At 69.6% G+C, this 20,260-nt stretch carries 16 protein-coding genes; 4 read left to right on the plus strand and 12 right to left on the minus strand.

Translation table 11 applies throughout. The features are described 5' to 3' along the window. Positions 1-159: 159 nt before the first annotated feature. The 8 genes from ACT53U_RS06050 to ACT53U_RS06085 all read right to left on the minus strand — a co-directional run bounded on the left by ACT53U_RS06050 (position 160) and on the right by ACT53U_RS06085 (position 9,573). Complete coding sequence (locus ACT53U_RS06050) at positions 160-1,554, minus strand: branched-chain amino acid ABC transporter permease (RefSeq protein WP_476153531.1); 1,395 nt, start codon at positions 1,552-1,554, stop codon at positions 160-162. Beyond that, positions 1,551-2,546, minus strand: coding sequence for a porphobilinogen synthase (hemB, locus tag ACT53U_RS06055; RefSeq protein WP_476153999.1), 996 nt, complete (start codon positions 2,544-2,546; stop codon positions 1,551-1,553). The genes ACT53U_RS06050 and hemB overlap by 4 nt, the downstream gene beginning before the upstream one ends. A 204-nt stretch (positions 2,547-2,750) precedes the next feature. Next, the gene (locus ACT53U_RS06060) at positions 2,751-3,995 is read right to left on the minus strand and encodes a threonine ammonia-lyase (RefSeq protein WP_476153532.1); all 1,245 of its coding nucleotides are present in this window, start codon (positions 3,993-3,995) and stop codon (positions 2,751-2,753) included. Between the two features lie 284 nt (positions 3,996-4,279). Then, complete coding sequence (locus tag ACT53U_RS06065) at positions 4,280-5,488, minus strand: beta-ketoacyl-[acyl-carrier-protein] synthase family protein (protein WP_476153533.1); 1,209 nt, start codon at positions 5,486-5,488, stop codon at positions 4,280-4,282. A gap of 152 nt (positions 5,489-5,640) precedes the next feature. Then, positions 5,641-6,531, minus strand: a complete 891-nt coding sequence (gene mmsB / locus ACT53U_RS06070; protein ID WP_476153534.1) for a 3-hydroxyisobutyrate dehydrogenase — start codon at positions 6,529-6,531, stop codon at positions 5,641-5,643. An 82-nt stretch (positions 6,532-6,613) separates the two neighbouring features. Next, a complete protein-coding gene (locus ACT53U_RS06075) occupies positions 6,614-7,084 on the minus strand; it encodes a DUF6163 family protein (RefSeq protein WP_476153535.1) in 471 nt (156 codons plus the stop codon). A 50-nt stretch (positions 7,085-7,134) separates the two neighbouring features. Beyond that, positions 7,135-8,196 (minus strand): enoyl-CoA hydratase/isomerase family protein, encoded by a 1,062-nt coding sequence (locus ACT53U_RS06080; RefSeq protein ID WP_476153536.1) that lies wholly within the window; start codon positions 8,194-8,196, stop codon positions 7,135-7,137. A gap of 222 nt (positions 8,197-8,418) precedes the next feature. Next, positions 8,419-9,573, minus strand: a complete 1,155-nt coding sequence (locus ACT53U_RS06085; RefSeq protein WP_476153537.1) for an acyl-CoA dehydrogenase family protein — start codon at positions 9,571-9,573, stop codon at positions 8,419-8,421. 204 nt (positions 9,574-9,777) lie between these two features. Between ACT53U_RS06085 and ACT53U_RS06090 the strand changes: the two genes are divergently transcribed. After that, positions 9,778-10,269, plus strand: a complete 492-nt coding sequence (locus ACT53U_RS06090; protein ID WP_476153538.1) for an RDD family protein — start codon at positions 9,778-9,780, stop codon at positions 10,267-10,269. A 206-nt stretch (positions 10,270-10,475) separates the two neighbouring features. Continuing rightward, the gene (locus ACT53U_RS06095; protein WP_476153539.1) at positions 10,476-11,237 is read left to right on the plus strand and encodes an arginyltransferase; all 762 of its coding nucleotides are present in this window, start codon (positions 10,476-10,478) and stop codon (positions 11,235-11,237) included. A 66-nt stretch (positions 11,238-11,303) separates the two neighbouring features. On the opposite strand, the gene ACT53U_RS06100 is transcribed toward ACT53U_RS06095, so the two are convergent. The 3 genes from ACT53U_RS06100 to parC all read right to left on the minus strand — a co-directional run bounded on the left by ACT53U_RS06100 (position 11,304) and on the right by parC (position 15,025). Continuing rightward, complete coding sequence (locus tag ACT53U_RS06100) at positions 11,304-11,720, minus strand: hypothetical protein (RefSeq protein WP_476153540.1); 417 nt, start codon at positions 11,718-11,720, stop codon at positions 11,304-11,306. 293 nt (positions 11,721-12,013) lie between these two features. After that, entirely contained in the window at positions 12,014-12,529 is a 516-nt protein-coding gene (locus ACT53U_RS06105; protein ID WP_476153541.1) for a peptidoglycan-binding domain-containing protein, read from the minus strand. A gap of 210 nt (positions 12,530-12,739) precedes the next feature. Next, positions 12,740-15,025: a DNA topoisomerase IV subunit A gene (gene parC, locus ACT53U_RS06110; RefSeq protein WP_476153542.1), complete on the minus strand. Its 2,286-nt coding sequence runs from the start codon at positions 15,023-15,025 to the stop codon at positions 12,740-12,742. A gap of 201 nt (positions 15,026-15,226) precedes the next feature. Here parC and ACT53U_RS06115 point away from each other — a divergent pair, with 201 nt between their 5' ends. Both ACT53U_RS06115 and ACT53U_RS06120 read left to right on the plus strand, forming a co-directional pair. Beyond that, positions 15,227-16,921, plus strand: a complete 1,695-nt coding sequence (locus ACT53U_RS06115; RefSeq protein WP_476153543.1) for a putative transporter — start codon at positions 15,227-15,229, stop codon at positions 16,919-16,921. Between the two features lie 154 nt (positions 16,922-17,075). Next, on the plus strand, positions 17,076-19,259 hold the full coding sequence (locus ACT53U_RS06120; RefSeq protein WP_476153544.1) for a putative bifunctional diguanylate cyclase/phosphodiesterase: 2,184 nt from the start codon (positions 17,076-17,078) through the stop codon (positions 19,257-19,259). A gap of 8 nt (positions 19,260-19,267) precedes the next feature. Here ACT53U_RS06120 and recO read toward each other — a convergent pair whose 3' ends face one another. Beyond that, a complete protein-coding gene (gene recO / locus ACT53U_RS06125) occupies positions 19,268-20,026 on the minus strand; it encodes a DNA repair protein RecO (protein ID WP_476153545.1) in 759 nt (252 codons plus the stop codon). Positions 20,027-20,260 lie beyond the last annotated feature (234 nt).

The following is a 20,260-nucleotide window of genomic DNA, read 5'->3' on the forward strand; positions in this document are numbered from 1 at the left end:
AATCGCCTTAAATTGCATCATGAAGTTTTGGTAAAACCCTGGATCCGATTGCTTTGATGAATATCTTCTGAATCGCGAAGACAGTATTCGATTCAGATTCTCTCAACCGAAGACTCGAAGGTTTCGGAAAGCATCTTCGTCGACGAAGCGGAAAGGACGTCAGCCCCGCCCCTCGCGGCCGGAAGCGCCGACGACGAGGCCGACCACCAGCAGGGCGAAGACGACGACGTCGCGCCAGTCGGCGCCGCGGAAGGCGGTCCACCCCGCCTCGACCAGTCCGAGGGCGAGGCCGCCGAGCGCCGCACCGGGCAGCGAGACGAGACCGCCGATCAGCGCGGCGATCGCCGCCTTGATCCCGAGCGCCGTGCCCATGTGGAAGGAGATGCCGCCCCAGGCGAGCGTGTGGACGGCACTGGCGAGCCCACAGAGGGCTCCCGCGAGCGCCATGGTCGCCACCAGCACGCGGGCGGGATCGACGCCGAGCAGCCGCGCCATCACCGGATCGTCGCCGACCGCCCGCCAGGCGCGGCCGAAGGCGGTGCGGGGAAAGACGACGAGCACGGCGGCGACGGCCGTGAAGGCGACGGCGACGAGGACGAGGCGCATCGGCGTCACCAGCACCTCGAAGGGTCCGTCGGCGACGAGCAGCGGCGCGCCGGCCGGCGGCGGCACCCAGAGATCGCGCACGCCGTGGGTGCGGGCGACGAATTCCTGCAGCGCGATCGCCAGACCGACGCCGACGATCACCACCGGCCGCGAGGCGCGGAAGGCGACGCGCGAGAAGATCGCATGGCCGATCGCCCCGCCCCACAGCGCGACGGCGAGCGCGGCCGCACCGCAGGCCGCGGCGACGGCGACGATCGCGGTGTTCCATGCCCCCTCCCCGATCGCCACGGCGACGGTCGGCACGACGAAGGCGCCGAGCATGGCGAGTTCGCCGAGGAAGAAGACGATGCGGCCGACGACGCCCCAGACGAGAGCGAAGGCGAGGCCCATCAGCGCGTAGAGCGCCGCCGGGGCGAGCGCGTCGAGGACCTGTTGCAGGCGCAGACCGCTCTCGGCGTCGAGCGTGACGAGGCCGCGGCCGAGCGCACCGGGCGTGATCGTCACCTGCGCCATGCCGCTCGCGCGGGCATCGGCATCGCCGAGCCAGAAGCGGCGCAGGAAGACGAGGCGGGCGGGTGCGAGATCTCCCGCCTCGCTGCGCACGCCGTCGAGGACCGTGAGGCCGGCGGACGTCTGGTCGGCGCGGAAGTGGCAGGCGATGCGGTGGGGCCCGGTTTCGGGCAGCGGCGTCGCCAGCCCTTCGGCGGAGCGGCGGCGGAGATAGTCGACGGCGACGCTCTGCGGCGCGCCTTCGAGACGCGAGACGGCGGTGATGCGGATCGCGGTGCCGGGCAGCTCGAGCGCCGGCACCACCGCGATGCAGGTGTCGCGCTCGAGCGGCGCGATGCGCTCGCAGGCCGTGAGGACGAACGCCGACAGGAGGACGGCGACGAGAGCGGAGAGGCGCCGCACGGCACTGGCGAACCGAGCGGGCGGCGCGAGGCTCAACGGCCGGCCTTCAGGATTTCGGCCACGAAGGGCGCGAAATAGGTGAGGATGCCGTCGGCACCGGCGCGCTTGAAGGCGAGCAGGCTCTCGAACATCGCCCGGTCGTGGTCGAGCCAGCCGTTGCCGGCCGCCGCCTCGATCATCGCGTATTCGCCCGACACCTGATAGGCGAAGGTCGGCACGCCGAACGTGTCCTTCAGGCGGCGGACGATGTCGAGGTAGGGCATGCCGGGCTTGACCATGACCATGTCGGCGCCCTCCTCGATGTCGAGGGCGGTCTCGCGGATGGCTTCCTCGGTGTTGGCCGGGTCCATCTGATAGGTCCGCTTGTCGCCGCGCAGCGTCTTGTTGGTGCCGACCGCGTCGCGGAAGGGGCCGTAGAAGGCGGAGGCGTACTTGGCCGAATAGGCCATGATCTGCACGTTGTCGAAACCCGAGGCGTCGAGGCCGCGGCGAATGGCGCCGATGCGGCCGTCCATCATGTCGGAGGGCGCGATGACGTCGGAGCCGGCCTCGGCCTGGACCAGAGACTGGGCGACGAGCTGGGCGACGGTGCGATCGTTGACGATCTCGTCGCCCTCCATCAGGCCGTCGTGGCCGTGAGACGTATAGGGGTCGAGCGCCACGTCGGTGACGAGGCCGATCTCCGGCACTTCCTTCTTGATGGCGCGGCAGGCGCGGCAGATCAGGTTTTCCGGGTTCAGCGCCTCGGTGCCCTCCTCGTCGCGCAGGTCGGGGTCGGTATAGGGGAAGAGCGCCAGCGCCGGGATGCCGAGCTTGGCGGCGCGTTCGGCCTCGCGCACCAGGAGATCGACCGACAGGCGCTCGACCCGCGGCATCGAGGCGACAGGCTGACGGACACCCTCGCCTTCCAGCACGAAGAGCGGCCAGATCAGGTCGTCGACGGAGAGCGCGTTCTCGCGGACGAGGCGGCGCGACCAGTCGGTGCGCCGATTGCGGCGCATGCGCCGGCCGGAAAGAATGGACCCCATGTCCGCCGCGGCGCGGCCGGCTTCCAGATGCTTCTCGCTCATCGTCGAAATCCCCGAGGGCCAACTGCCCGCACGGACGAGGGGAGCGTGTGGACTCGGCCCGGCCTCGTCTTTCGAGAGGCCTTCTAACATGCGAGACGGCGAGGGTCATCCGGATGGGCGCGGATGGCGTGCGTTCGGACGGCCAGCGAACGAACCGCGCCCTCACCCGGCGCGCAGGTCGGCGCCGAGCCGTTCGACCTCGTAGTCGAGGGCTTCCAGCGCGGCGATGATCTCCTGGGCATGCGCGCCGTCGCGGACCTCGAAGACGACGTCCAGCGTCGCGCCCTTGGCCGGCACCTTGAGCATCGTCCGGTGATGCTCGACCTCGAGCACGTTGCCGCCCATGCGGCCGAGCACGGTGGTGATCTCGCCGAGCACGCCGGGGCGATCCGGGATGATCATGCGGATCGCGACGATCTTCTCCTCGCGGGCGAGCTCGCGCACCATGATCGAGGAGAGGATGCGCGGGTCGATGTTGCCGCCCGACAGGATCAGCCCGACCTTGCGACCACGGAAGCGGTCAGGCGAGACCAGCAGTGCGGCGAGGCCGGCGCCGGCGGCGCCCTCGGCCATGGTCTTCTGCTGCGTCAGATAGAGGTTCACGGCGCGCTCGACGTCCATCTCGTCGACCAGCAGCAGGTCGTCGAGGAGCCGCCGCGCGATCTCCAGCGTGATCCGGCCGGCGCGCTTGACGGCGATGCCTTCGGCCAGCGTCGTGCCGCCGGCATGGATCGGCAGATCGCGCAGCTCGGCCCACATCGAGGGATAGGAGCGGGTCTCCACCCCGATCAGCTCGATGCGCGGCGACAGCGCCTTGGCCGCCACCGCGATACCGCCGAGCATGCCGCCGCCGCCGACCGGCACGACGATCGCGTCGAGGCTCGGCAGATCCTCCAGCATCTCGAGCGCGATGGTGCCCTGGCCGCGGATGACGTCGAAGTCGTCGTAGGGGTGGACGAAGGTCAGACCGTCACGTGTCGCCAGCCTCGCCGCCTCGATCTCGGCCTCGGCGACGGTCTCGCCGGAGAGCACGACATGGGCGCCGAAGGCCCGCGTCGCCGTCACCTTCACGTGCGGCGTCGTCTCGGGCATGACGATGGTCGAGGGGATGCCGAGCCGGGTCGAATGGTAGGCGACGGCCTGGGCGTGGTTGCCGGCCGACATGGCGATGACGCCGGCGGCGCGCTCGGCGTCGGTCAGCGACAGCAGCTTGGTCAGCGCGCCGCGTTCCTTGAAGGCGTTGGTGACCTGCAGGTTCTCGTATTTGACCCAGACCTCGGCGCCGGTGAGGCGGGAGAGCCGCGGTGCCGGCAGGAAGGGTGTGCGCATGACCTGCCCGGCGATCAGCCGCGCGGCGTCGCGCACGTCGTCGAGGGTCGGCAGGCGGAGAGCATCGGGGGCATTCATCGGCGCGGCCTTCGGCTGAGGAGAGCCGAAAGGTCTAGCCGATCGAGGCGAGCGTGGCGAGACGTCAGATCTCGCGGAAGGCGGCCAGGCCTGCGCCCCGCGGGACGGACGCCCCCCCTCCCATCAGGGGAGGGGTCGGGGGTGGGGTGAAAGGATAGCCGCTTCGCGCGAGCCGCTCGTTCTCTGCGCGACCGAACCGCAGAACCCCACCCGCCTCGCAATGCTCGGCACCCTCCCCTGAGGGGAGGGCGAAGCCGCGGCACCGCCGAGAGACGAGCCGGACGTCAGATCTCGCCCTTGCCGAGGACGATCGACAGGTTGAGACCGCCGAAGGCGAAGGAGTTCTTGATCGCCACGTCGATCTTGGCGGGGCGCGGGCCTTCGGTGACGGCGTCGATCGGGCACTCCGGATCGGGTTCGACGAAGTTCAGCGTCGGCGGCAGGATGCCGTGGTTGAGCGCGGCGAGGGTGGCGATCGTCTCGATCGCACCGGCGGCGCCCATGGCGTGACCGACCTGCGACTTGGTCGCCGAGATCGGCGGACAGGCCGGGCCGAAGACGTCGACGCAGGCGGCGGCCTCGCACTTGTCGTTGAACTGGGTGCCGGTGCCGTGGGCGTTGATCCAGCCGACCTGCGTGGTGTCGACGCCGGCATCGATGAGGCCGGCGCGGATGGCGGCCTTCATGCCTTCCGGATCGGGGGCGACGAGATCGCCGGCATCCGACGACATGCCCGAGCCGAGCCAGCGGCCGAGCACCGGCTTCTTGCGGGCGGCCGCACGGCCGGCGCGCTCGATGACGATGACGCCGGCACCTTCGCCCATGATCAGGCCCTTGCGGCCGAGCGAGAAGGGACGGCAGGTGTCGGCGGAGACGACGCGCAGCGCCTCCCAGGCGCGCAAGAGGCCGATCTCGAAGCAGCTGTCGGTGCCGCCGACGATCGCCACGTCGATGATGCCGGCGCGGATCAGGCCCTCGCCGACGATCATCGCGTGGCCGGCCGAGGCGCAGGCCGAGGTGACGCCGAAGACCGGGCCCTTGGCACAGAGCTCGCGGGCGATGCGCGAGGCGGGCGCCGAGCCCATGATCTGCGGGATGGTGAAGGGCGAGGGTTTGCCGCCGTCGATGAAGATCTTGCGGAAGGCGCGCGCGGTGGCGTCGATGCCGGTGTTGGCGGTGCCGATCACCACACCCACACGATGCGGCTGCGGCGGGTCGACGTCGAGCCCGGCTTCCTTCCATGCCTGACGAGCGGCGACCGCGGCCATCTGGGTGTAGCGGTCGATGTGGCCCTGGACCTTGTCCTCGAAGTGTTCCGAAGGGTCGAAGTCGCGCACCGGCGCGCCCTTGGTGAACTTCAGGCCGGGCAGGATGTCGGTGATGTCGCCGATGCCCGAGCCGCCCGAGAGCAGGGCCTTCTCGAAGGCCTCGATCGAGGAGCCGAGGGAGGAGACGACACCGCGCCCGGTGATTTCGGTCTTGGAGGACGACATCGACAACCTCTTCGGCACAACGGATGCGGAGAGGCGCGCCGCGAATCGTGGTTCGGGCGCGCCGCTTTTTGTTTCCGCCGCATGGCCGGTAGCACGATCGGAGCCCGCTGTTAACCCGGGCAATCCGGCTTATTCGCCGGCCATTGGTCCATTCAGCGGGTGCCGCGCAGAAATTCCACGATGCCGGAGAAGTCGCGGCCGGCGTTGCCCTGGTCGACGTACAACCGATAGAGCTGCGCCGCCTCGGCACCGAGCGGCGTCGCCTGACCGGCGGCGGAGGCGACGTCCTGGGCGAGCTTCAGGTCCTTGAGCATCATCGCAGCCGCGAAACCGGGGGCATAGCCGCGGTTGGCGGGGCTCGTCGGCACCGGACCGGGCACCGGACAATAGCTGGTCAGCGACCAGCACTGGCCGGACGAGGTGGAGGCGATGTCGAACAGTTTCTGCGCCTCGAGGCCGAGCTTCTCGGCGAGCGCGAAGGCCTCGCAGACCGCGACCATCGAGATGCCGAGCACCATGTTGTTGCAGATCTTGGCGGCCTGACCGGCACCGGCGTCGCCGGCATGGACGATGGTCTTGCCCATCGCCTTCAGGATCGGCTCGGCGCGGGCGAAGGCGCCCACCGAACCGCCGACCATGAAGGTCAGCGTGCCGGCCGCGGCACCGCCGACGCCGCCCGACACCGGCGCGTCGACCATGTCGAAGCCGCGGCCGGCGGCGAGGCCGGCGACCTTGCGGGCGCTCTCGACGTGGATGGTCGAGCTGTCGATGAAGAGGCATCCGGCACGGGCATGAGCGAAGACACCCTCCGCCTCGCCGTAGACGGCCTCGACGTGACGGCCTTCCGGCAGCATCGACACCACCACCTCGGCCTCGGCGACGGAGCCGGCGAGCGACTCGCCCGCCTTGCCGCCGGCCTCGACGAGCCGGGCGAGCTGATCGCCCGAGAGGTCGAGACCCGTCACCTCGTGACCGGCGCGGACGAGATTGGTGGCCATCGGCAGACCCATGTTGCCGAGGCCGATGAAGACGATCTTCGCCATGACTTCCTCCCTTGGCGCCTTCGGCGCGTCTTGTCTCGCGCCGCGTCGAGGCGGCGCCGATCGGTACGGATGCCGGGCCGGCTCACTCGGGGCGGCGGCGACGGCGCAGCCCTTCCTCGCGGTCGGCGCGTTCCGACAGGAAGAAGAGCAGGAGATAGACGGCGATCGTGCCGAGCTGGAGCAGCGTCCAGGGCAGATCCCAGTCGAAGATGCCGGCATAGGCGGTGTGGATGATGATCCGCGCGAAGGTCGCCACCAGCCAGGTCGCGGTGCCCCAGGTCGAGCCCAGCCACAGGCCGACCGCGGCGATCGGATCGACACCGGCGAAGAAGAAGGCGGCGCCCTGACGTGGCAGGATCGCACGGGTCGTGGTGCCGCCGATCGGCGGAACGATGCCGATCAGCGCTGCCCATTCCCACAGCGCCCACAGGAGGTGACAGACCGAGACGACGCGGAGATAGGCCGTCAGCACGAAGCGCCAACGCACCGCCGGGCGATCCTCCACCCAGGCGCGGGTCGATGCCGATGCCGCCGTCGTCTCGATCCGGGCCATGATGCCTGCCTCTCCTTCACGGGCGGACGCGATCGCCGTCCGCCCTGCGTTCAAGCGCCGAAGACGAGATCGCCGTCGGCCGGTACGGTTTCGAAATGCGCCGCGATCGTGGCCGCGTCGAGATCGGCGAGCGTCGCCGGAACCCAACGGGCCGCGTTGTCGCGATCGATCAGGACCGACCGCACGCCCTCGTAGAAGTCGTGGCCCCCGAGGATGTGCGAGACGATGCGATATTCGATGCGCATGCACTCTTCGAAGGAGAGAGAACCGCCGATCCGCACCTGGTGCAAGGCGATCGCCACCGAGGTCGGAGATTTCGCGGAAATCAGCGCCGCGGTCTCCTGCGCCCAGGCGGCGTTCGCGCCGGTCTCGGCGGAAAGCCCCGCGAGAATCGCCTTGGCGTCGTCGCCGGCGAAGAGCCGGTCGATGTCGGCACGCAGTTGCCCGAGCGGCGCCTCGCCGGGGTCGGTGTCGAAGGCGTCGAGCACGGCCTGCGGATGATCGGCGGCACAGAGCGCCTCGGTCAGCTCGGCGAAGCGCACGGTCGGCACGGTGTGGGAGAGGAAGCCGACATGGCGGCAATCGGCCCATTTGATCCGCGCGCCCGACATGGCGAGATAGGCGCCCGTCCCGCCCGGGAAGCGGGAGAGCATGTGCGTGCCGCCGACGTCCGGGAAGAAGCCGATCGAGACCTCCGGCATGGCGAAGAGCGTCTTCTCCGAGCCGACGCGGTAGGGCGCATGCGCCGAGAGCCCGACGCCGCCGCCCATGCAGATGCCGTCGATCAGCGAGGTGAAGGGCTTGGGGTAGCGATGGATCTGCCGGTTCAGCCGATACTCGTCGCGGAAGAAGGTGGTCAGCCCGGCCTCGCCGGCGCGGCCCATGTCGTGGATGCGGCGGATGTCGCCGCCGGCGCAGAAGGCCTTCTCCGAGGTCGAGGCGAGGATCACGTGGGCGACGCGCGCGTCCGTCGCCCAGGCGTCGAGCCGGGCGGCGATCGCCGTCACCATCGGCAGGGTGAGGGCGTTCAGCGCCTTCGGGCGATCGAGCAGGATCACGCCGGCCCGGCCGCGGACCTCGAAACGGACGTCTTCGATGGAATGGTCGGACATCGCGGGAGCGTTCCTCAAACCTGCCGGCACTCGGTCCGGCTCTCTTTCTCTGTTCGGCTTCACCCTGAGGTGCCCGGCGCAGCCGGGCCTCGAAGGGCGAAGTCGTCGACGGGCTTTGCCTCTCGGCCCTTCGCCCTTCGAGGCTCGCGTTGCTCGCACCTCAGGATGAAGGGCCTTCGCACGACTGCAGAAGCTCGAATTTCGTCGGTCGGATCTCGTTCCTCACTCGTCGATCAGCATGCGGGAGACGATCAGGCGCATGACCTCGTTGGTGCCCTCGAGGATGCGGTGGACGCGGGTGTCGCGGGCGAAGCGCTCGATCTCGTAGTCGGCGAGATAGCCGTAGCCGCCGTGGAGCTGCAAGGCCTCGTCGACGATCTTCCAGCCGGTGTCGGTGGCGAAACGCTTGGCCATGGCGCAGGCGTTGGTCACCGCCGGATCGGCCTTCTTCGGGTCCTTGCCGTCGAGCATCCAGGCGGCGCGATGGAGCATCAGACGGGCCGCCTCGAGCTCCGTCGCCATGTCGGCGAGGCGGAAGCGCAGGGCCTGGAAGTCGGAGAGCGGCTTGCCGAACTGGCGGCGTTCCTTGACGTAGGCGACCGACCGGTCGAGGCACTCGGCCGCCGCGCCGAGCGAGCAGGCGGCGATGTTGAGACGGCCGCCGTCGAGCCCGGCCATGGCGATGGCGAAGCCCTCGCCCTCGGCACCGATGCGGTTTCCAACCGGCACGCGGCAATTCTCGAAGATCACGGCCGACGTCGGCTGGCTCTTCCAGCCCATCTTCTTCTCCTGCGCGCCGAAGGAGAGGCCGGGCGTGCCCTTCTCGACGACGATCGCCGAGATGCCCTTCGGGCCGGGGCCGCCGGTGCGGGCCATCACCACGTAGAGATCGGAGACCGAGCCGCCGGAGATGAAGGCCTTGGAGCCGTCGAGGACGTAAGTGTCGCCGTCGCGCACCGCCTTCGTCGTCAGGCTCGCCGCATCCGAACCGGCATTGGGCTCGGTCAGGCAGTAGCTGGCGACGAGCTCCATGGTGGCGAGGCGGGGGAGCCACTTCTCGCGGTTCTCGGCGCTGCCCCACTTGTCGATCATCCAGGCCGCCATGTTGTGGATCGACAGGAAGGCCGAAGTGGAGGTGCAGCCGCGCGACAGTTCCTCGAAGATCACCGCGGCGTCGAGCCGGCCGAGGCCGGAGCCGCCGACGTCGTCGCCGACGTAGATGGCGCCGAGGCCGAGGGCGGCGGCGGCGCGCAGCGTCTCGATCGGAAAGATCGAGCCCTCGTCCCACTCCCGCGCATGGGGCGCGAACTCGGCACGGGCGAAGGCCGCGGCCATGTCGCGGAACGCACGGGTTTCCTCGGAAAAGGCGAAGTCCATGGCGTTTCTCCCGCGCGCCGGCGGTGGCGCCTCTCGGGGGCGGCCTTCGTGCACCGGCGGTCTCGTTGCCTTCAGCGTTAGTGAGCATATCCGCACGGGTCAATCGCAGGAGGGGCGGGTAGCCATGAGGATTTTCGCACGCCCCTTGTGGCGGGCCGCGACACCCCCCATCTTCGGCGACGTCGCCCGAACGAGGCCCGAGCCATGCAGCCGATCCGCGAAGTCAACATCCGCCACCTGTTCGATCCGGCGCTGGAGCCCGATCTGTTCCAGGACGTCCTGCGCCGTCGCGCGATCGCCTATCTGTTCGATCTCTTCGCGATCTGCCTGTTGACGGGCCTCGCCTGGATCGTCGTCGCCTTCCTCGGGTTGGCGACCTTCGGCCTCGCCTGGCTGCTCTTCCCGGCGCTCTTCCCGGTGATCGGCGTGCTCTACACGATCTCCTCGCTCGGCGGGCCGACCAGCGCCACGCCCGGCATGCGCGCCATGGGTCTCGCCATGCGCCACGCCGACGGCCGCCGCCCCGACACGCTGACGGCGCTGATGCACGTGGTGATCTTCTACGCGCTCTCGGTCACACTGACGCCGCTCGTCCATCTCGTCGGCCTCTTCACCGAGCGCCGCCAGCTGATCCAGGATCTGGTGATCGGCGTCCTGGTGATGGACGCCCGCGTCCTCTACTTCACCGGCCGCTGAGGCTGCCCCTCGCCTCTCCCGCCAGCTCCGCCGCCGATTGCACGGCGAACGCGCATCCGCCCTCTTCTCGGCGGCGGGCGAGCGCGCTATCGTTTCACGGGGACGGCCTCGACGGGTTCGAGGCGTGGGACGCGCGGACGATCGTCGGCGCGCCCCGACAGGCAGGGCATCGTGGGGCTTCCCCGCGGTTCGAACCGGGAGGCGAGATGACGCAGCATCCGCTCGATGCACCGCAGTTCTATCTGACGGCGCCGGCGCCCTGCCCCTATCTGCCCGACCGGTTGGAACGCAAGGTCTTCACCCACCTCGTCGGCCTGCGTGCTCCCGGGCTCAACGACGTGTTGACGCAGGGCGGCTTCCGCCGCTCGCAGAACATCGCCTATCGCCCGGCCTGCGACGGCTGCCGCGCCTGCGTCTCGGTGCGCATCGACGTCGAGAAGTTCCTGTGGACCCGCGGTTTCCGCCGGGCGCTCAAGACCAATGCCGACATGATCGGTTCGGAACAGGGCGCCCTGCCCTCGTCCGAACAGTATGCCCTCTTCCGCGACTATCTCGACGCCCGCCACGCCGACGGCGGCATGGTCGACATGACGGTGATCGACTTCTCGATGATGATCGAGGACACCCACGTCGACACGATGGTGGTCGAGTACCGCCGCCACGGGCCGGACACGGCGATCACCGGCCGCGGCCAGGGTCCGCTCGTCGCCGTGGCGCTGACCGACGTGCTCGCCGACGGGCTGTCGATGGTCTACTCGTTCTACGACCCGGCGCTCGAGGCGCGCGGGCTCGGCACCTTCATGATCCTCGACCACGTCAAGCGGGCGGCGAAGCGCGGCCTGCCGTGGGTCTATCTCGGCTACTGGGTCGATGGCTCGCGCAAGATGGACTACAAGCGCCGCTACCTGCCGCAGGAGCACCTCGGCCCCGACGGCTGGGAACGCCACGAGGCGCCGCTGGAGCGGTGAGGCGCAGGGCGGGCCGAAGCATCGCGCACGGCATCAGACCGGTGAACGGCAGAACGCCGCCCCGCCTCAGCGGTTGCCGCCGGGCAGGAAACGGCCGATCAGGCCGTCGCGGAACCAGTCGGCGACGCCGGGACGGCGACGCGGCGGGACGGGCTGGAGGCGGGCGGCATATTCGCGCCGGAGGTCGGCGGGAACGGCGGCGCATTCGAACTGGATCATCGCGTCGACGTCGCCGCGGGCGACGAACTTGCGGTCGCCGCGCAGCAGCACGACGAAGAGGCGCTTGTCGCGCTCGCCGGCGCGGGTCGCGTCGCGGCCGCCGTCGCCGGCCTCCGCCGCGCCGACCACCTCGCTCTCGAGGAACAGGTCCTCGAGCTGGCCGTCGGCGGAGCGCAGGCGCAGGAAGGCCCGCCCCGCATCCGAATAACGGATCCGCGTCGTCTCGCGTTCGAAGTCGCCGGAAAGAATCTCGATCGTCGCCATCGGACAGCCCCCCCACGCCCGGATGTCTCCGGTCGCGTCCGTACTCGGCAATCGACGCCCCCACCCCGAGCGCCGGCATCGGGCGAGCCCCCGAAGCCTTCGAAAGATTAGCCATAGGTCGAAGGCGACGCAAGCCCGCGCACAATACGTGCACCGCTACCGAAGGGTGTTGTCCACCGTCGCGATGCGCACGCGCCGGACGACGAGAAATGTCAGGGAATCCGCGGCGAAAACGCAAGGAGCCGCCCGAAGGCGGCTCCCGATGCGAAAGGTCGGAACGGACGGTCTCCCGATCAGGAGAACCAGCCCTTGACCGTCGACCAGACCGACTTGGAGGGCGCCGGTTCGCCGTCCGGGCCGGCGGCTTCGCCGGTCGGGGTCGAGCCGGCCGGGGCTTCCGAGGCGGCGACGGCGGCCGTGGTCACCACGCCGGCGAAGGCGGAGATCTTGGCGAGCGTCGCCGGGCCGGCGAAGCCGTCGGCGTCGAGGCCGTTCTTCTCCTGGAAGGCGACCACCGCGGCCTTGGTGCCGGGGCCGAACTTGCCGTCGGCGCCGATGCCGAGGGCGGTCTGCAGCTTCTTCACCGCCTCGCCCTTGGCGCCCGGTCCGAGCAGGACGAGTTCCGGCAGGCCGATGGCGAGGAACGTGTCGGGACCGGCGATGCCGTCGGCGGCGAGGCCCTTGGCGGCCTGGAAGTCCTTCAGCGCCTTCTCGGTGCCGGGACCGAACTCGCCATCGGCGGTGACGCCGAGCTTGGCCTGGAGGATCTTCACCGGCTCGCCGGAAACGCCCTTGCGCAGATAAGACATGTGCTCATACCCCTGTTCGATGCGCCGTTCACGGCGTCGTTTCGAAACCCCGTCGCGTCGTCGGCGATCCACCCGACCGACGTTCGGCGACGTGCCATCTTATCGCAACGTCATGTGACCACCAGACGTCGCGTCAGCGTTCCCGTTCTTTTTCGGAAACGAGCACTCTTCTGGACGCGGGCGAGACGAAATGCGCGTTCGACCGGCGGATCAGGCGTTGTCGAAGCGGTTGGTCTTGGGGAAGCCGGGCGGCGGCAGGCGACCGGCGTCGCCGCGGTTGCCGGTCCAGTCGGCGAGTTCGGTCAAGGACCGCACGTACTGCCGACCGGCGCTGTCGGTCCAAGTGAGCCCCTCTGTGCCAGCGAAGCACTTGAGGCTGGCGATGCCGCCGTCCTTGTACTTCTGCAGGCGGACGCCCGAACCGCGCGTCATCTCCGGCACCTGCGCGAGCGGGAAGACGAGCAGCTTGCGATTGTCGCCGATGACGGCGACGTGGGTCGCGGCCTCGGCCACCTCGACGCAGAGACGCGCCTCGTCGCCGGTCGCGACGTTGAGGATCTGCTTGCCCTTGCGGGTCTGGGCCATGACCTCGCTCTCGGCGATGACGAAGCCGCGGCCGGACTTCGTGGCCATCAGCAACTTGCGGCCGGGGACGTGGACGAAGACGTCGAGCACGTCCTGATCCTGGTCCATGTCGCACTGCAGACGGATCGGCTCGCCGTGGCCACGGCCGCCGGGCAGCTTCGAGGCGTCGAGCGTGAAGAAGCGGCCGCCGGTCGAGAAGACGATCAGCTTGTCGGTCGTCTCGGCCTTGAAGGCGATGCGGAGCTTGTCGCCCTGCTTGAACTCGAGCCGCGAGAGGTCGTCGATGTGGCCCTTGAGGGTGCGCACCCAGCCCTTCTCGGAGACGACGACGGTGATCGGCTCGCGCTCGATCATCGCCATCTCGACCGCCGCCGTGTCGTGCTCGGGGGCGTCGGCGAAGGTGGTGCGGCGCTTGCCGAGCGCGGTCTCGGGGCCGTATTTGGCGGCGATGCGGCGGATGCCCATCGCCACGATCTTCCACTGCTTGTCGTCGGAGGCGAGCAGCGCGCGGATCTGCTCGGCTTCCTTGGTCAGCGCCTCGTGCTCCTTGCGGATCTCGAATTCCTCGAGCTTGCGCAGGTTCTTCAGGCGCATGTCGAGGATCGCCTGAGCCTGCACGTCGTTGATGGAGAAGCGCTCCATCATGACCTGCTTGGGCTCGTCCTCGGTGCGGATGATGTGGATGACCTCGTCGAGGTTCAGGTAGGCGACGAGCAGACCGCCGAGGATCTCCAGCCGCTTCTCGATCTGGGCGAGGCGATGCGACGAGCGGCGGACCAGCACGTCCTTCTGGTGGTCGAGCCACTGGACGAGCACGTCCTTCAGCCCGAGCACGTTGGGGATCGTGCCCTGCGACAGCACGTTCATGTTGAGCGAGATGCGGCTCTCGAGCTCGGTGAGCTTGAAGAGGCTCTCCATCAGCAGCTCGGGGTCGACGTTGCGGCTCTTGGGCACCAGGACGATGCGGACGTCCTCGGTGCTCTCGTCGCGCACGTCCTCGAGCAGCGGCACCTTCTTCTCGTTGATCAGATCGGCGAGCTTCTCGATCAGGCGGCTCTTGGCGACCTGATAGGGGATCTCGGTCACGACCACCTGCCAGGTGCCGCGGCCCTGGTCCTCGACCTCCCAGCGGGCCCGCACGCGGAAACCGCCGCGGCCGGTGCGATAGCTCTCGAGGATCGAGGACTTCGATTCGACGATGATGCCGCCGGTCGGGAAGTCGGGACCCTGGACCACGTCGACCAGTTCGCGCACGCCGGTCTCGGGGTTCTCGATCAGCTTCAGCGCGGCCTGACAGATCTCGAAGGCGTTGTGCGGCGGGATCGAGGTCGCCATGCCGACGGCGATGCCGTTCGAGCCGTTGGCGAGAAGATTGGGGAAGGCGCCGGGCAGGACCGCGGGCTCTTCTTCCGATCCGTCGTAGTTGGGGCGGAAGTCGACGGCGTCCTCGTCGAGGCCCTCGAGGATCAGCACCGCGACGTCGGTCAGGCGCGCTTCGGTGTAACGCATCGCGGCCGGATTATCGCCGTCGATGTTGCCGAAGTTGCCCTGGCCGTCGACCAGCGGATAGCGCTGGGCGAAGTCCTGGGCCAGGCGCACCATGGCGTCGTATACCGCCTGATCGCCGTGCGGGTGATACTTGCCGATGACGTCGCCGACGACGCGGGCGCATTTTTTGAAGGCCGAGGACGGGTCGAGCCTGAGCTCGCGCATGGCGAAGAGCAGGCGGCGATGGACCGGCTTCAGGCCGTCGCGCACGTCGGGCAGCGCCCTGTGCATGATGGTCGACAGCGCATAGGCGAGGTAGCGCTCTTCGAGCGCCTCGCGCAGGTTGACCGGCAGCACCTCGCCGCCCGGTCCCGGTCCGTCATCGTCGCCATCGCCCGAGGGCGGAATCACGCGCTTTCCCATGGGAGGAGCTAGCCCGAAGGGAGGGGAAGGGGCAAGCCTCGTTCTCGATTTTCCCCATTTCGCGCCGCCGCGCCGCTCCGCACGAACACCGATGGCAGCGTTCCGACTGGAAGGAGGAGAGACGAACGTCGATAACCAGCGGGTAGAATGTCGATCGAGCGGGCCTCGAATCGCCGCCCGCCGGTCGAGGGGGGCAGAGCAATGGTCTTCGAGTTCGTCGCCGCGATGCCGGCCGTCGCCAAGGCGGTGCTGGCGTTGTCCATCATCGGCACCGCCGGTCTCTTCATCGGACGACTGAACTTCCGCGGGGCCGGTCTCGGCATCGGCGGCGTGCTCTTCGCCGGCCTCGTGGTCGGTGACGTGTTCAAGCGCTTCGGCCTCCATCTCGAGACGGAGGTGCTCGATTTCGTCCGCGAATTCGGCCTGATCCTGTTCGTCTACACGATCGGTATCCAGGTCGGTCCGGGCTTCTTCACGGCGTTGAAGAAGTCGGGCCTCAAGCTCAACCTGATCGCCGCCTCGATCGTCGTCCTCGGTGCCGTCACCGCCTCGGTGATCCACGTCGTGGGCGGCGTGCCGTTGCCGGCGATCCTCGGCATCATGTCGGGCGCCGTCACCAACACGCCGTCGCTCGGCGCCGGACAGCAGGTGCTGGCGGAAATGGGCATGTCGACCAAGGACGTCGGCATGCTGGGGCTCGGCTATGCGGTGGCCTATCCCTTCGGCATCGTCGGCATCCTGATCACCATGATGACGGTGCGCGCCGTCTTCCGCATCGACCCCGACCGCGCGGCGGCCGAGTTCGACGCCCGGCGCAAGCAGGAAGTCGCCGAGATCGAGACGCTCGACGTCGTCGTCACCAAGCCCGACCTCGCCGGCCACACGCTGGTGCAGCTGCCCGGGCTGGAGAGCGGCGCGGTCGTCGCCTCACGGCTGCTGCGCGGCGGGCATCTCCGGGTGCCGCACGACACGACCTGGGTCGAGATCGGCGACGTGCTGCATCTCGTCGGCCCGCGCGAGAAGCTCGGCGCGGTCGCCGAGGCAATCGGCGAGGTCCATGACACGCCGCTCACCACCAAGGGCACGGAACTGACCTGGGAGCGCATCGTCGTCACCTCCGACCACGTGCTCGGCCATTCGATCGCGGCGCTGAACCTCGAGGGCCGTTTCGACGTGCGCATCTCGCGCGTCGTGCGCACCGGTGTCGAGCTGGTCGCCCCGCCGGCGCTCCGGCTCGAGTTCGGCGACATCCTCAACGTCATCGGCCGGCGCGAGGACCTCGAGAAGGTCGCCGGCTTCGTCGGCAATTCCGAGCAGCGGCTGAAGGAGTTCGACCCGATCCCGATGTTCATCGGCATCGCGCTGGGCATCGCGCTCGGCTCGATCGACCTGTCCTTCGGCACGCTGTCGAGCGTGCCGGTGAAGCTCGGCATGGCCGGCGGCCCGCTGCTCGCGGCGATCATCCTGTCGCGCATCGGCCACGTCGGCCATCTCGTCTGGTTCATGCCGCCGATCGCCAACCACGCGCTGCGCGAACTCGGCATCGTGCTGTTCCTCGCCGTCGTCGGCTTCAAGTCGGGGGCGAACTTCCTCGACACGCTGATCCACGGCGACGGCATCGCCTGGGTCGGCTGGGGCGCGGTGATCACGCTGGTACCGCTGCTGATCGTCGGCATCCTGGCCAAGGCGATCCTGAAGGTCGACTATCTGACGCTGTGCGGCCTGCTCTCCGGCTCGATGACCGACCCGCCGGCGCTCGCCTTCGCCAACGCCATGGCGCGGAACTCCGAGGCTCAGTCGCTCGCCTATGCCACGGTCTATCCGCTGGTGATGGGCCTGCGCATCCTGTCACCGCAGATCATGGCGCTGATCCTCGTGGGCATGGGAGTTCCCTGAGGTCACTTCGTACTTTGGACCGCTTTTCGGACATCGAGGGCGCCTTCGGGCGCCCTTTTCCGTCTCCGCCCGACGTCGTAAGGCGTGATGCCGATTGGCGCGGCGCCACTTCGTAGGCATTCTCGACGAAACAGAGATTCGCACGCGAGGCACGATGGATCCCGTTTCCGCCCCGGTCCCGATCGCCGATCCGATCGCGGCCCCGTCGATGGACGATCTCGGGACGCCGCTGTGGATCTACGACTTCGACGCGGCGCGGGTGGTCTGGGCCAACGCCGCCGGTCTGCGCCTGTGGCGGGCGGCATCCTGCGCGGCGCTGGCGGCACGCGACCTGCGTGCCGACATGACGCCGTCGATCGAGGCGCGGCTGCTGCAGTTCCGCGACGACTTCCTGCGCGGCGCCGGGCGCCAGTCGGAGACCTGGACGCTCTATCCCGACGGACGGCCGACGACGCTGCGCGTCGTCTTCTCGGGCCACCGCCTCGCCGACGGCCGCATGGCGATGCTGTGCGAGGGGCGGGCGGAACTCTCCGAGACGCCGGAGCGCATCCGTTCGGCGGAGGCGCTGCTGCACACGCCGGTGATGATCACGCTGCACGATCCGAACGGCCTGCCGCTCTATCGCAATCCGGCGGCGCGGCATTCGCGGGCGAGCGCCGAAGCACGCTTCGCCGAGCGCTTCGTCGACCCGGCCGACCATGCCGCGCTGATGGAGGCGATCGCCGCGCACGGCCACGGCATGACGGTGGCCAAGGTCGCGACCGCCCGCGGGACGCGCTGGCACGAGATCTCGGCCCGGATCTGCCACGACGCGGTCGACGGCTCGCCCGCCCTGCTCGTCACCGAGACCGACGTCACCGCCCACAAGACCGCCGAGATCCGCATCCGCTATCTCGCCGAGCACGACACGCTGACGGGGCTTCCCAACCGCTCCGGCCTGCGCGACGAACTCGCCCGCCGGATCGCCGCGGCGGCGGAGGCGCCCGACTCGCTCGCCGTCCTCTTCGTCGATCTCGACCGCTTCAAGACGATCAACGACTCGCTCGGCCATTCGACCGGCGACGGCATTCTCGTCCAGGCGGCGGAACGACTGATCGACGCCGTCGGCACGCGCGGCTTCGTCGCCCGCTTCGGCGGCGACGAGTTCCTCGTCGGCCTCGATCTCGGCGGCAACGACGGTGCGGCGAGCGACATGGCCGGCCGCATCCTCGCCGCGCTCGAGCGGCCGATGCGGGTCGGACCGCGGGAGCTCGCGGTCTCCGCCTCGATCGGCATCGCCGTGCATCCGCGCGACGGCGGCGACGTCGACACGCTGGTGCGCCATGCCGACGTCGCCATGTATGCCGCCAAGGAGCACGGCGCCGGACGCTCTGCGGTCTTCGACCCGGCGATGATGGTCGACGTCGAGCAGCTGCTGCACTACGAGACGCAGCTCCGCCGGGCGCTCGATCAGGGCGAGTTCGAAGTGTGGTGGCAGCCGCGGCTGTCGATCGCCACGGGCCGCATCGCCGGCGCCGAGGCGCTCTTGCGCTGGCATCATCCGACGCAGGGGCTGGTGATGCCCGGCGCCTTCATTCCCGTCGCCGAGCGGACCGGGCTGATCGACAAGATCGGCGCCTGCGTGCTGCGCGAGGCGGCGTTGCAGCAGCGGGCCTGGGCGGACGCCGGCCACGATCTCACCGTCTCGGTCAATCTCTCGGCCCGCCAGTTCCGCGATCCGGCCCTGCCGCGCATGGTCGAGGAGGTGCTGCGCGAGGCCGGCTGTTCGGCCAAACGGCTGCAGCTCGAGATCACCGAGTCGCTGCTGATCGGCGACTGCCGCACCTCGGCCGCCAATCTCGACGCGCTCGCGGCACTCGGCCTGTCGATCGCCATCGACGACTTCGGCACCGGCTATTCCAACCTCGCGACGCTGCAGCGCCACCCGATCGACACGCTGAAGATCGACCGTTCCTTCGTCGCCACGCTGGAGACGCGACCGGCGCTGGCCGAGCTGATCATCGGCATGTGCCGGCTGCTCGACATGCAGATCGTCGCCGAAGGCGTCGAGACCGAGGAGCAACTGGCCTGGCTCGAGGCGCGCAACTGCCACGAATACCAGGGCTATCTCTTCAGCCCGGCGATCCCGGCCGACGACTTCGACAACCTGCTGCGCCGTCAGGACGAGTTGCTCGCCGCGCCGCGAACCGACGACGGGCGATCGCCGCTGTGGGATCTGGTGCCGCTCGTGCGTCGCGACGGCGATCTCGAATGGCAGGCGCCGGGCGAGGCGCCCAAGGTGCGCCGGCTGGCGATCGCCGGCGCCGTCGAGGCCTTCGTGCGACGCGAACAGCGCTGAACCCGTGATCAGTCCCCGAGAGCACGCCACAGCGCCGCGAGGAAGCCGTCGCGGGTGGCGGGCGGGGTGATGCCGCGCGTCTCCCAGACGTGGCGGGCGAGGAAGTGGCGAGCGAGTTCGAAGGCGGCGCGCAGCTCGGGCGTCGCGACGCTCCCCCAGGTCGCCGGATCGTCGGCATCGGCGACGGCGAGGAAGCCCGGCAGCGGCAAGAGCCGATCGGCCCAGCGGGCGCCGGCGATGCGCCCGGCGGCACGCCCCGTCTTGGGGCTGACCCAGGCGAGATCGGCGACGTCGGCGCCCTCGCCGGTCAGCGCACATTCCGAGAGATCGAGGCCGAAGCCGAGCGCCTCGACGATCGCCAGTTCGAAACGCACCACCAGTTCGGCGGCGAGCCGCGGCCGGTCGAAGTGATCGAGGATCACCTCGAAATGCTCGAAGAGCTCGGGATGGGGGTCGCGCTCGGGCAGCAGGCGCAGGTGGGCGGCGAGGGTCTGGACGGCGTTGAGCGCCAGCGGATCGGCCATCAGCCCGGCGGCGCGGGCATCCGTCGATTCCACCGCGAAATGGCCGAGGTGTTCGTCGAGGCGGGCGCGCCAGACGACGTCGAGGCGGTTGCCGATCTGGAGGTGGGGCGCGTGGCGCCTGGAACGGCCGCCCTTGACGACGCCGAGATGGCGGCCGTGATCGCGGGTCATCAGCTCGACGAGCGCATCCGCCTCGCCCAGCCGCCGCGTCCCCAGAACCCGTCCGACGTCGCTCCACTCCATGGGCGCCCCGCCCTCTCGATGCTGCCGACGCGGTAGCGCCGCGCGAGCGCCGGCCGAATGCCCCCTGTTCGGCTTCACCCTGAGGTGCCCGACCGAAAGGCGGGCCTCGAAGGGCGAAGTCGCCGACGGGCTCTGCCACTCGGCCCTTCGCCCTTCGAGGCTCGGCTTCGCCGAGCACCTCAGGATGAAGGGCCTCTGCATGGAAGCTACTTCACGAAGAAACCAAGGCCGCCG

This window comes from Pinisolibacter sp. DMC19, assembly GCF_056313985.1.